The sequence below is a fragment of the Microbacterium imperiale genome, from assembly GCF_017876655.1.
GTDB classification, from domain to species: domain Bacteria; phylum Actinomycetota; class Actinomycetes; order Actinomycetales; family Microbacteriaceae; genus Microbacterium; species Microbacterium imperiale.
Window position 1 is genome coordinate 1,504,247 of the sequence record NZ_JAGIOK010000001.1, and the last position, 13,244, is coordinate 1,517,490.

At 70.1% G+C, this 13,244-nt stretch carries 7 protein-coding genes; 1 reads left to right on the plus strand and 6 read right to left on the minus strand.

The genetic code is table 11. The annotated features are described in order from the left end of the window. Positions 1 to 5: 5 nt before the first annotated feature. The 6 genes from JOF37_RS07360 to pxpA form a co-directional block, all read right to left on the minus strand. Positions 6 to 584, minus strand: coding sequence for a hypothetical protein (locus tag JOF37_RS07360; protein ID WP_210006243.1), 579 nt, complete (start codon positions 582 to 584; stop codon positions 6 to 8). Positions 585 to 680: 96 nt separating this feature from the next. Next, entirely contained in the window at positions 681 to 4,553 is a 3,873-nt protein-coding gene (locus JOF37_RS07365) for a DNA-directed RNA polymerase subunit beta' (protein ID WP_210006244.1), read from the minus strand. Between the two features lie 41 nt (positions 4,554 to 4,594). Beyond that, on the minus strand, positions 4,595 to 8,089 hold the full coding sequence (gene rpoB, locus JOF37_RS07370; protein ID WP_210006245.1) for a DNA-directed RNA polymerase subunit beta: 3,495 nt from the start codon (positions 8,087 to 8,089) through the stop codon (positions 4,595 to 4,597). Between the two features lie 286 nt (positions 8,090 to 8,375). Further along, positions 8,376 to 8,999 carry a hypothetical protein gene (locus JOF37_RS15665; protein WP_210006246.1) on the minus strand — a complete coding sequence of 208 codons (624 nt, stop codon included), beginning with the start codon at positions 8,997 to 8,999 and terminating at the stop codon, positions 8,376 to 8,378. A gap of 76 nt (positions 9,000 to 9,075) precedes the next feature. After that, positions 9,076 to 10,650, minus strand: coding sequence for a 5-oxoprolinase subunit B/C family protein (locus JOF37_RS07380; RefSeq protein ID WP_210006247.1), 1,575 nt, complete (start codon positions 10,648 to 10,650; stop codon positions 9,076 to 9,078). Positions 10,651 to 10,669: 19 nt separating this feature from the next. Beyond that, on the minus strand, positions 10,670 to 11,416 hold the full coding sequence (gene pxpA, locus JOF37_RS07385) for a 5-oxoprolinase subunit PxpA (RefSeq protein ID WP_210006248.1): 747 nt from the start codon (positions 11,414 to 11,416) through the stop codon (positions 10,670 to 10,672). Positions 11,417 to 11,501: 85 nt separating this feature from the next. On the opposite strand from pxpA, the gene JOF37_RS07390 reads away from it, so the two are divergent. Then, a complete protein-coding gene (locus JOF37_RS07390) occupies positions 11,502 to 13,193 on the plus strand; it encodes an ABC transporter ATP-binding protein (RefSeq protein WP_210006249.1) in 1,692 nt (563 codons plus the stop codon). Positions 13,194 to 13,244 lie beyond the last annotated feature (51 nt).

Below are 13,244 nucleotides of genomic sequence, written 5' to 3' on the forward strand. Positions count from 1 at the left end.
GGACCTCACTCGGCCGCGAAGACGGCGTCGCCGACGCGCCGCGCGTAGCCCTCGGGGTGCCAGGCCGTCTGGAACGTCGAGACCCAGTGGCCGCCACCGGCCTCGATGGTCTCGACCAGGTCGCCGTCCGCCCGCGTGCAGAGCACCCGCTCGCCGTCGTCGGAGCACGAGAAGCCCTGGCCGGGCAGGGCGGTCGCCGCGATCGAACCGGCATCCGTTCCGACCTCGCCGACCGTCGTGGCGATCGAGCCGATCTCGGCCGTCCACGTGCAGGTGAACCGCACGGTCGGGGCGAGGGCGTCGACGAAGGCGCCGGCCGTCGTCGCGGGCGCATCCGTCGATGCGGTCAGCTCGGCGCCCGGGGTGTACTGCAGCGCGGCCCAGAGCGCCTCGGGGTACAGGTCACGACACTGATCCGGGCCGTCGGCCTCCTCCGCCGCCTGCGTCGACGAGCCGCCGCCGAGCAGCCCCATACCGGTCGTCACGAGCGGCAGAGTGAGCACGGCCAGAGCGCCGACGACCGCGATGCAGACGACGCCGACGACCCAGGCGAAGACGACGTTACGACCCCCGATGCGCGACACGCCTCCACGCTAATCGGCTCGCGGGTCCGCTGCCGTTCGACACACGACGAAGGGCCCCGGGACATGCCCGGGGCCCTTCGCGAGATCAGCGATCGATCAGTTGTAGCTGGTGAAGTCGCCGTCCGTGGAGAAGCTGTCGAAGTCGACGTAGCTCAGGTCGGCGTCGCTGTACGCGCCGTCCGACGCGAAGATGCGGTTGGGGTACCGCTCGCTCTTCGCCTCCTCCGTCGCCTCGACGGCCACATTGCGGTACTTCGCAAGGCCCGTTCCGGCGGGGATGAGCTTTCCGATGATGACGTTCTCCTTGAGGCCGACGAGCGGGTCGCTCTTGCCCTCCATGGCCGCCTGCGTCAGGACGCGGGTGGTCTCCTGGAACGATGCGGCCGACAGCCACGACTCGGTCGCGAGCGACGCCTTCGTGATACCCATCAGCTCGGGACGGCCCGACGCGGGGCGCTTGCCCTCTGCCACGGCCTCGCGGTTGATCTGCTGGTACTTCTTGAAGTCCACCAGCTCACCCGGGAGCAGCGTCGTGTCGGCGTGGTCGACCACGGTGACCTTCCGCAGCATCTGACGGACGATGACCTCGATGTGCTTGTCGTGGATCGGCACACCCTGCGACCGGTAGACACCCTGCACGCCGCCGACGAGGTACTTCTGCACCTCGCGGGCACCCTGCACGCGCATGATGTCCTTCGGGTCGAGCGTGCCCACCTGCAGCGGGTCGCCGACCTCGACGTGCTGGCCGTCCTCGACGAGGAGCGTCGCACGCTTGAGCACCGGGTAGACGAAGGGCTCGTCGCCGTTGTCGGGCGTGATGATGACCTTCTTGGCCTTCTCGGTCTCGTCGATCGTGATGCGGCCGCTGGCCTCGGCGATCGGCGACGCACCCTTGGGGGTACGGGCCTCGAAGAGCTCCTGCACGCGGGGCAGACCCTGCGTGATGTCGTCGGCCGAGGCCGAACCACCGGTGTGGAAGGTACGCATCGTCAGCTGGGTACCGGGCTCACCGATCGACTGGGCCGCGATGATGCCGACGGCCTCGCCGATGTCGACGATCTTGCCGGTGGCCAGCGAACGGCCGTAGCACTTCGCGCAGACACCCACGGCCGAGTCGCAGGTCAGGACCGAGCGGACCTTGATGGAGGTCACCCCGCCCTCGACGAGCTTGTTGATGAGCACGTCGCCCACGTCGTCACCGGCAGCCGCCAGCACCTCGCCCGAGGGCGAGACGGCGTCGGCGGCCAGCGTACGAGCGAACACCGAGTTCTCGACGTTGGCGTCCTTGATGAGCACGCCGTCGGCGCCGGCTGCGGCGATCGGGAGCTCGAGGCCCTTCGAGGTGCCGCAGTCGTCCTCGCGGATGATGACGTCCTGCGAGACGTCCACCAGACGACGGGTCAGGTAACCCGAGTCGGCGGTGCGCAGAGCGGTGTCGGCCAGACCCTTACGGGCACCGTGCGTCGCGGTGAAGTACTCCGCGACCGACAGCCCCTCGCGGTACGAGGAGATGATCGGACGGGGCATGATCTCGCCCTTGGTGTTGTTGACCAGGCCTCGGATACCGGCGATGTTCCGGATCTGCAGCCAGTTACCACGGGCGCCCGACGACACCATGCGGTTGATGGTGTTCTCGGCGGGGAAGTTCGCCTTCATGGCGGCCTGCACCTCGTCGGTGGCCTCGGTCCAGATCTTGATCTGCTCCTGACGACGCTCGGCGTCGGTCACGAGACCCTTCTCGAACTGGCCCTGGACCTTCGACGCGAGCTTCTCGTACTTCGAGATGATCTCGGCCTTGTTCGGCGGCGTCAGGACGTCGCTCAGCGCGACGGTGACACCCGAACGGGTCGCCCAGTGGAAGCCCGCGTCCTTGATGCGGTCGAGGGATGCCGCGACCTCGGTCTTCGGGTACTCCTCGGCGAGCTTGTTGACGATCTGCGACAGCTTGCCCTTGTCGGCCTGCTCGCGAACGAACGGGTAGCCCTTGGGCAGGGTGTCGTTGAAGATCGCCTGGCCGAGCGACGCGTCCACGAGGCCGTGGCGCTCGTAGCCCTCGGGGGCGTCGCCCTCGAGGAACGTCAGGCCGGGGATGCGGATGCGGACCTTGGCCTGCAGGTCGAGGGTGCCCTCGTCCTTCGCCAGGATCGCCTCGCCCACCGAGCCGAACACGCGGCCCTCGCCGGCAGCACCCTCGATGACCGTGGTCAGGTGGTGCAGACCGATGATCATGTCCTGCGAGGGCAGGGTCACCGGACGACCGTCGGACGGCTTGAGGATGTTGTTCGAGGCGAGCATGAGGATGCGCGCCTCGGCCTGAGCCTCGACCGACAGGGGCAGGTGGACGGCCATCTGGTCACCGTCGAAGTCGGCGTTGAACGCCGCGCAGACGAGCGGGTGCAGCTGGATCGCCTTGCCCTCGACGAGCTGGGGCTCGAAGGCCTGGATGCCCAGGCGGTGCAGGGTGGGTGCACGGTTGAGCAGCACGGGGCGCTCGCGGATGATCTCCTCGAGCACGTCCCAGACCTCGGGACGCGTGCGCTCGACGGCGCGCTTGGCGGCCTTGATGTTCTGCGAGTGACCGAGGTCGATCAGGCGCTTGATCACGAACGGCTTGAACAGCTCGAGCGCCATCTGCTTGGGCAGACCGCACTGGTGCAGCTTGAGCTGGGGTCCGACGATGATGACCGAACGGCCCGAGTAGTCGACGCGCTTTCCGAGCAGGTTCTGACGGAAACGTCCCTGCTTTCCCTTGAGCATGTCCGACAGCGACTTCAGCGCGCGGTTGCCCGTACCGGTGACGGGGCGGCCGCGGCGACCGTTGTCGAACAGCGCGTCGACGGCCTCCTGCAGCATCCGCTTCTCGTTGTTGACGATGATCTCGGGAGCCCCGAGGTCGATCAGACGACGCAGACGGTTGTTGCGGTTGATCACGCGGCGGTACAGGTCGTTGAGGTCGGAGGTCGCGAAGCGGCCACCGTCGAGCTGGACCATGGGACGCAGCTCCGGCGGGATCACCGGGACGACGTCGAGCACCATCGAGGCCGGCGACATGCCGGTCTGCAGGAACGAGTTGACGACCTTCAGGCGCTTGATCGCACGGATCTTGCGCTGGCCCTTGCCCTCGGAGATCTGCAGGTGCAGCGAGTCGGCCTCGGCGGCCAGGTCGAACGCCGCGAGGCGACGCTGGATGCCCTCGGCGCCCATGTAGGCCTCGAAGTACTGACCGAAGCGGTCCTGCAGCTCGTGGAAGACGTCGTCCTCCTGCTTGAGCTGGCCGACCTCGAGGGAGCGGAACTCCTCCCACACCCGCTCGAGGCGCGAGATCTGCTCGTCGAAGTTCTTGCGGACCGTCGCCATGTCCTTCTCGGCGGAGTCCTTGGCCTTCTTCTTCTGGTCGGCCTTGGCGCCGTCGGCCTCGAGGGTCGCGAGCTCCTCCTCCAGCTTGGCCAGACGCGTCGCCACGCGGGCGTCACGGCGGTCGCCGAGGTTCTTGATCTCGAGGCGCAGGTTGTTCTCGTGCGTGGGGAGGTCGCGGTGACGCGCGTCCTCATCGACCGAGATGACCATGTACGCGGCGAAGTAGATGACCTTCTCGAGGTCCTTCGGCGCCATGTCGAGCAGGTACCCGAGGCGCGAGGGCACGCCCTTGAAGTACCAGATGTGGGTCACGGGAGCGGCGAGCTCGATGTGGCCCATGCGCTCGCGACGGACCGAGGACTTGGTGACCTCGACGCCGCAGCGCTCGCAGACGATGCCCTTGAAGCGGACGCGCTTGTACTTTCCGCAGGCGCACTCCCAGTCGCGGGAGGGCCCGAAGATCTGCTCGCCGAAGAGGCCGTCCTTCTCGGGCTTCAGGGTGCGGTAGTTGATGGTTTCGGGCTTCTTGACCTCGCCGAAGGACCAACGACGGATGTCGTCAGCGGTGGCCAGGCCGATGCGAAGCTGATCGAAGGTGTGTGACTCGAGCACTGATTCTCCTGTGTCGGAATTCTGTTCGTTGCCTGGCCGGATCAGATCTCGTCGATCGACGAGGACTCGAAACGGCTGGAGATGTTGATGCCGAGCTCCTCCGCTGCGCGGAAGGCTTCATCGTCGGTGTCGCGGAGGTTGACCTCGGTGCCGTCGGCCGAGAGGACCTCGACGTTCAGGCAGAGCGACTGCATCTCCTTCATGAGCACCTTGAACGACTCGGGGATGCCGGGCTCCTGGATGTTCTCGCCCTTGACGATGGCCTCGTAGACCTTCACTCGGCCGACGATGTCGTCGGACTTGATCGTCAGGAGCTCCTGGAGGGCGTACGCGGCGCCGTAGGCCTCGAGGGCCCACACCTCCATCTCACCGAAGCGCTGGCCACCGAACTGCGCCTTACCACCGAGCGGCTGCTGGGTGATCATCGAGTACGGGCCCGTCGAGCGCGCGTGGATCTTGTCGTCGACGAGGTGGTGCAGCTTCAGGATGTACATGTAGCCGACCGAGATCGGAGCCGGGAACGGCTCGCCGGAGCGGCCGTCGAACAGCTTCGTCTTGCCCGAGCGGTCGATCAGACGCTCACCGTCGCGGGTGGGGTTGGTCGAATCCAGCAGACCGGCGATCTCGGACTCGAACGCGCCGTCGAACACGGGCGTCGCGACCTTGGTGCCGGGAGCGGCCTCGCGGGCGATCTCGGGCAGGCGCTCGGCCCACTCGGGGTTGCCCTCGACCTTCCAGCCCTGCGCCGCGATCCAGCCGAGGTGCAGCTCGAGGACCTGGCCGAAGTTCATTCGACCGGGGATGCCGAGCGGGTTCAGCACCACGTCGACGGGCGTGCCGTCGGCGAGGAAGGGCATGTCCTCGACGGGGAGGATCTTGGCGATGACACCCTTGTTGCCGTGGCGGCCGGCGAGCTTGTCGCCCTCGGTGATCTTGCGCTTCTGGGCGATGTAGACCACGACGCGGCGGTTGACGCCCGAGCCGAGCTCGTCGTCGCCGTCCTCGGCGTTGAACTCCTTGACGGCGATGATCGTGCCCTGCTCACCGTGGGGCACCTTCAGCGACGTGTCGCGGACCTCGCGGCTCTTCTCGTTGAAGATCGCGCGCAGCAGGCGCTCTTCGGCCGACAGCTCGGTCTCGCCCTTGGGCGTGACCTTGCCGACGAGGATGTCGCCGGGGCGGACCTCGGCGCCGATGCGGATGATGCCGCGCTCGTCGAGGTCCTTCAGCAGGTCGGGCGCGACGTTGGGGAGGTCACGGGTGATCTCCTCCTTGCCGAGCTTGGTGTCGCGGGCGTCGACCTCGTACTCCTCGATGTGGATCGAGGAGAGCGTGTCGTTCTTCACGAGCTCCTGGCTGAGGATGATGGCGTCCTCGAAGTTGTGGCCCTCCCACGTCATGAACGCGACGAGGAGGTTCTTGCCGAGCGCGAGCTCGCCGTTCTCGGTCGCGGGACCGTCGGCGATGACCTCGCCGACCTCGACGCGCTCACCGGCCGAGACCACGACGCGCTGGTTGTACGACGTGCCCTGGTTCGAGCGGTCGAACTTGCGGAGGAAGTAGTCCTGCGTGCCGCCCTCGTCGAGCTGCACGGTGACGACGTCGGCCGAGACCTCGGAGACGACACCGGCCTTCTGCGCGGTGATGACGTCACCGGCGTCGATCGCGGCGTAGCCCTCCATACCGGTGCCCACGAGCGGCGAGTCGCTGCGCAGCAGCGGCACGGCCTGACGCTGCATGTTCGCACCCATGAGGGCGCGGTTCGCGTCGTCGTGCTCGAGGAACGGGATGAGCGAGGTCGCCACCGACACCATCTGGCGCGGCGAGACGTCCATGTAGCCGATCTCGTCGTTCGGGAAGAGGTCGACCTCGCCGCCCTTGCCGCGACGGGCGAGGACGCGGTCGGCGACGAACGAGCCGTCCTTGTTGAGCTCGACACCGGCCTGCGCGACGACGTAGTCGTTCTCCTCGCTGGCGGTGAGGTAGTCGATCTCGTCGGTGACCTTGCCGTCGACGACGCGGCGGTACGGGGTCTCGATGAAGCCGAACGCGTTGATGCGGGCGAACGATGCGAGCGAGCCGATCAGACCGATGTTCGGGCCTTCCGGCGTCTCGATCGGGCACATGCGGCCGTAGTGCGAGGGGTGGACGTCGCGGACCTCGACGCCGGCGCGCTCACGCGACAGACCGCCGGGGCCCAGCGCCGACAGGCGGCGCTTGTGGGTCAGACCCGCGAGCGGGTTGTTCTGGTCCATGAACTGCGACAGCTGCGACGTGCCGAAGAACTCCTTGATCGCGGCGACGACGGGTCGCACGTTGATCAGGGTCTGCGGCGTGATCGCCTCGATGTCCTGCGTGGTCATGCGCTCGCGGACGACGCGCTCCATGCGCGACAGACCGGTGCGGACCTGGTTCTGGATGCGCTCGCCGACGGCGCGGATACGGCGGTTGCCGAAGTTGTCGATGTCGTCGGTGTCGAGGCGGATCTCGACGGCCTTGCCGTCGCGGACGCCGTCGAACGTCGCGTCGCCGCGGTGCAGACGAACCAGGTACTTGATGGTCGCGACGATGTCGGCGACGGTGAGCACCGACTCCTCGATCGGGGTGTCGAGACCCAGCTTCTGGTTGATCTTGTAGCGGCCGACCTTGGCGAGGTCGTAGCGCTTGGCGTTGAAGTAGAAGTTGTCGAGCAGCGCACGGGCGGCCTCGGCGGCGACCTGCTCGCCCGGACGCAGCTTGCGGTAGATGTCGCGGAGCGCGTCCTCCTTGGTGAGGATCGTGTCCTTCGCGAGCGTCTCCTCGATCGAGTCGAATCCGGCGAACTCGGCCATGATGTCCTCGCTCGTCAGGCCGAGGGCCTTGAGGAAGACGGTGACCGACTGCTTGCGCTTGCGGTCGATGCGGACGCCGACCTGGTCGCGCTTGTCGATCTCGAACTCGAGCCATGCGCCACGGCTGGGGATGACGCGGGCCGACACGATGTCCTTGTCGGAGGTCTTGTCGGGCGTCTTGTCGAAGTAGACACCGGGCGAACGCACGAGCTGCGACACGACGACGCGCTCGGTGCCGTTGATGATGAAGGTGCCCTTGCCGGTCTGGAGCGGGAAGTCGCCCATGAAGACCGTCTGGGTCTTGATCTCACCGGTGAGGTGGTTCATGAACTCGGCCTCGACGTACAGCGGGGCCGCGTAGGTCTTGCCGCGCTCCTTGCACTCCTCGATGGAGTACTTCTCGGGCTCGAGGTAGGGGTTCGTGAACGACAGCTGCATCGTCTCGCCGAGGTCCTCGATGGGCGAGATCTCCTCGAAGATCTCCTCGAGGCCGCTCTGCAGCGCGATGTCGGTGCGGCCTGCGGCCTGCGCCTCGGCGAGGCGGGCCTTCCAGGTGTCGTTGCCGACGAGCCAGTCGAAGGACTCCGTCTGCAGCGCGAGCAGGTCGGGGACCGTGAGCTTGTCGGAGATCTTCGCGAACGAGAGGCGGGAAGCGCCGCGACCGTTCTTGGGGGTGGTGGTGGATGCGTTGCTCGCAGCAGCCAAGGGGATTACCTCCGTGGCCCGAGGGGGGCCGGTTCCTTGTCGTCAGGTGGAGTGCTCCCGATCCAGCTCGCGCGTCTCACGCCGTCGAACGGGGCGGAATCGCGCAGAGCACAAGCCGACCACCATATGAGGGCAAGGGGACGGGAGCGCAACTACCAACTATAGGCGGCACGACGCGCCATGTCCAGCACTATCCTTGACGACCTCCGATCGCTGCGGTATAAACGCGCGCCGCCCGCTCGGATGAGCGGGCGGCGCGGCTGCCGGCGGGGCCGGTCGGGTCTGATTACGCCCAGGTCCAGGTGGCCAGAACCGACTCGTAGACGGCGGCGCGGTCGGCCTCGGTGACCTCCGGGCTGAACGAGAAGGTGATGACGTAGGTCTGGTCACCCTGCGAGGCGTAGAACTGGTCGATGTTGTACTGCACGCCCTGCTGGTCGAGCGCGGCCGACAGGTGCGCCGACTCCTCGCCGGCGACGGTCGTGCGCTCCTCGACGGTGACGTCGGTGGCGCCCGCGGCACCCTCGAGCTCATCGACGCCGAGCGACTCGACCTGGTCGGCGGTGATGGCCTGCGGCGCGGGCGAGAGCACGACGTTCACGTTGTCGGCGAACCCGTCGGCCGAGGCGTCGGAGAGGTTGGCGACGAACACGTCGATGCCCTCCGTGCCCGGCAGCTCCTGCTCGGGGATGCCCCAGCCCTCGGGGACCGAGAAGCTGTAGCCGGTGCCGGTGATGGTCTCGCCCGCGGCGGGCTCGACGGCGGGCGTGCTGGCGGAGGGCGACGCGGACGAGCCGGCGTCCCCCGACGCGGCGGGCTCGGCGTCACCGGACTGTCCGCCGCAGCCCGCGAGGAGCAGGGCGGCGGAGACGAGAAGGGCGGCGGCGGTGGTGGTTCTGGTGCGAGTCATGGCTGACACGCTAGGGGAAGAGCGTCGTCGCGGGCGGCCCTTGACAGGGGGAGTTCTCCCCTTGACACACCCGCGTTCACCACTCTGCCGGAGAGGCCGCGGCCGGCCGCAGGCGTACCCGGTCGCCGGGCCGGGCCTGGGCCAGTCGTGCACGGCCCGCGGCGGTGACGACGCCGACGACGGGATAGCCGCCCGTGACCGGTCCGTCGACGCCGAACACGACCGGCGACCCCGACGGCGGCACCTGGATCGCCCCCGGCAGCATCCCCTCGCTCGGCAGCTCGTCCGTGCGCGCGCGTTCGAGCGGGGGCCCGTCCAGACGGATGCCGATGCGGTCCGCCTCCGCCGACACCGTCCACACCGCCTCGGCGAGCGCGCGGCGCGACGCCGTCGTGATCCAGTCGTCGCGCGGACCCGGCACGAACGGGACCTCGAGCGGGGCGGCATCCGTCGCGGCCGGCGGGAGCCCCCAGGGATGCAGCGGCAGGGCGGGGATCGCGCCGGCGGTCTCGTCGCCCGCGGCGACACGGTCGCCGGCGCGCACGGGCGCGGGCCCGAGCCCCGAGAGCGTGTCGGTCGACCGGCTGCCCGCGGCCGCGGGTGCGAGCCACCCGCCGCGCACGGCCACGTAGGCGCGGGCACCGCCGACGAGCGCGTCCATGCGCAGCTCCGCGCCCGCGGCCCAGGGATGCACGACGTACGGGTCGCACGGACGCCCGTCGATCGTCAGCGGCGCCCATCCGCCGGTGACGGCCACGGCGAGATCGCGCTCCGCCACGGCGCGGAACCCGCCGAGCACCACCTCGATCGCGGCGGCGTCGGGGCGATTGCCGAGCAGCCGGTTCGCGAGCGCCCACGCGGGCGGGTCGGCGGCGCCGGAGCGGGCGATGCCCTCGGCGGCGCGTCCGGGCCGGCCGGCATCCTGGAACGTCGCTCGCGCGCCGGTCGCGAGCACCCGGATGCCGCTCCCCGGCGCCTGCGCCCCCTCGCCGCCGGCCCGCGGCCCCGCGTCGATCGCGCCGCGCCCGAGGCTGACCGGCCGAGTCGCCGCGAAGCGGACGGCGGCGCCGGGCGTCAGGAGGGCGGGGCGGTCCGCATCCGGGTCGAAGAGGACGGCGTCGGTCGTGCCGATGAGCTGCCAGCCCCCGGGGGTCTCGCGCGGGTAGGCGCCCGAGAACGGGCCGGCGAGCGCGACCGAACCGGCCGGCACGCGGGTGCGGGGCGCGGCGCGGCGGGGGACGTCGAGGTCCCAGCCGTCGCCGACGAGGTAGGCGAAGCCGGGGGCGAAGCCCGTGAACGCGACGCTCCACGCCGCGCGTTCGTGGCGCGCGACGAGGGCTTTGGGGCTCATGCCGAGCAGCCCCGCGGTCTCGGCGAGGTCGGCTCCGTCGTAGTCGACGGGAACGACGATCTCGGCCCGCGGGGGCGGCGGATCCGCGGGCGTCGCGGCCGCCCGCGCGATCCAGGCCCGCGCCCCCTCGGATGAGAGCGCGCGCGGGTCGGCGCGGACCAGCACGGTGCGCGCCGCCGGGACGATGTCGACGACGCCCCGCGGCGGGTCGGCGACGAGCCGGGCGTGCAGCGCGACGGCCGCGGCGAGGCCGTCGACCTCGACGAGGACGGCATCCGCCCCCATCCGCAGCATCCTCATCGGAGCGCCGCCGCGGTGTTCACCAGGGCGCACGGACGTCGACTCCCGCGGCGTCCAGCGCCGCGCGCACGGCACGGGCCATCGCGACCGCCCCGGGCGAGTCGCCGTGCACGCACAGCGACACCGCGTCGCTGTGCACGGGCTCGCCCGTCACCGCGACCACGACTCCCTCGGCGGCGAGCCGGAGCGCGCGCTCGGCGACCGCGTCGGGGTCGTCCAGGAGGGCGCCGGGCTCTCCGCGCGGAACGAGTCCGCCGCCGGGGAGGTACCCCCGATCGAGGAACGCCTCGTGCCGGAACGGCAGCCCCGTCGCGGCCGTCGCCGACGCGATCTCGCCGCCCAGACCCAGGATCGGCACGGCCCGGCCGAGCTGTGCCGAGAGGTCGGCCACGGCTCCCGCGACCGCCGCCGCCGTCGCGGGGTCGTCGGTCGCCGCGTGATAGAGCGCGCCGTGCGGCTTGACGTAGCGGATGTCGCCGCCCGCGGCCACGAGCGCGGCGAGCTGGTCGCGTACCTGCCCGCGCAGCACCGCGGCGTCGACCGCGATGCGCACGCGTCCGAAGCCGGCGCGGTCGAGATACGACGGATGCGCGCCCACCGCGACCCCGGCGGCGGCGGCGCCGGCGACGGCCGCACGCATCGAGGCGGCGTCGCCGGCGTGACCGCCGCACGCGATCGAGGCGCTCGAGACCACCGCGAACATCGCCGCGTCGTCGGCGGTGGGGACGCCGTCGACCGTCTCGCCCAGGTCGGCGTTGAGATCCATGTCACAACGCTAGCCCGCGTTACGTCGATGTAACGGCTCGCGTGGGGGCGATGCGTTCGGGCCCGCGGCCGGGCAGGATGGGCAGATGACAGACTCCCCCACTCCCCTGCTGCGGGTGCGCGACATGGCCGTCGACTTCCGCACGCTCGAGGGCCCCGTCCACGCCGTCGAAGGCGTCGACCTGGAGATCTCGGCCGGCGAGACGGTCGCGATCGTCGGCGAGTCCGGCTCGGGCAAGTCCACGACGGCGATGGCGGTCATCGGCCTGCTGCCCGGGAACGGGCGCGTCGTGCGCGGCAGCATCCAGCTCGACGGTCAGGAACTCGTCGGAGCGTCCGAGAGCACGATGCGCGGCATCCGCGGCGGATCGATCGGCCTGGTGCCGCAGGACCCGATGTCGAACCTCAACCCGGTGTCGAAGATCGGCACGCAGGTCGCTGAGACGCTGCTCGCGCACGGGCTCGCCACGACCAAGGACGTCGACCGCAAGGTCGTCGAGACCCTCGCCGCCGCCGGCCTGCCCGACGCCGCCGAGCGCGCCAAGCAGTACCCGCACGAGTTCTCGGGCGGCATGCGCCAGCGCGCGCTCATCGCGATCGGCCTCGCCTGCAACCCGCGGCTGCTCATCGCGGACGAGCCCACGAGCGCCCTCGACGTCACGGTGCAGAAGACGATCCTCGACCAGCTCGGCCGCATGACCGGCGAGCTCGGCACCTCGGTGCTGCTCATCACCCACGACCTCGGGCTCGCCGCCGAGCGCGCCGCGCGCGTCGTCGTGATGCACCGCGGGCGCATCGTCGAGCAGGGCCCCGCCCGGCAGATCCTCGAGGACCCGCAGCAGCCGTACACCCAGGCGCTCGTGAAGGCCGCGCCCTCGGTCGCCGCGGTGCGCCTGCGCCCCGATGCCTACCGCCCGGCGGCATCCGTCGGCGCCCCGGCATCCGTCGGCGCCCCGGCATCCGTCGGCGCCCCGGCATCCGCACCGGCAGCCGGCAACATCGTCGAGATCGAGAACCTCACCAAGCTCTACAAGATCCGCGGCAAGAAGGAGGACTTCGCCGCCGTCCGCGACGTCTCGCTCGCGATCCCCCGCGGCGAGACGGTCGCGATCGTCGGCGAGTCCGGCTCGGGCAAGACCACGACGGCACGGATGCTGCTGAAGGTCATCGAGCCGACCTCGGGCAGCATCCGCTACGAGGGCCAGGATGTCGCCGGGCTCAGCGGTGCGAAGCTGCGCGAGTTCCGCCAGAAGGTGCAGCCGATCTTCCAGGACCCCTACTCGTCGCTGAACCCCATGTTCACGATCGAGCGGATCATCGGTGAGCCCCTCGACTTCTACAAGCGCGGCTCGTCGAAGGATCGTGCCGCACGCGTGCGCTCGCTGCTCGACGACGTCGCGCTGCCCCAGAGCATGCTGCGCCGCTACCCCTCCGAGCTGTCGGGCGGCCAGCGGCAGCGCGTCGCGATCGCACGCGCCCTCGCCCTCAGCCCCGAGCTCATCGTGTGCGACGAGCCGGTGTCAGCGCTCGACGTGCTCGTGCAGGACCAGATCCTCACGCTCCTGCGCGACCTGCAGAGCGAATACGGGCTCAGCTACCTGTTCATCTCGCACGACCTGGCCGTCGTCCGCCTCATCTCGGACTACGTCTGCGTCATGAAGGACGGCGCGCTCGTCGAAGCCGCCTCGAGCGAGGAGATCTTCACCAATCCGCGCGACCCGTACACGCGCCGGCTGCTGTCGTCGATCCCCGGCAACGAGCTCGACATCGCCTCCTGACCCGGACGGACGGGAAACGCCCCGCGCACCGCAGATGCGGGCGCGGGGCGT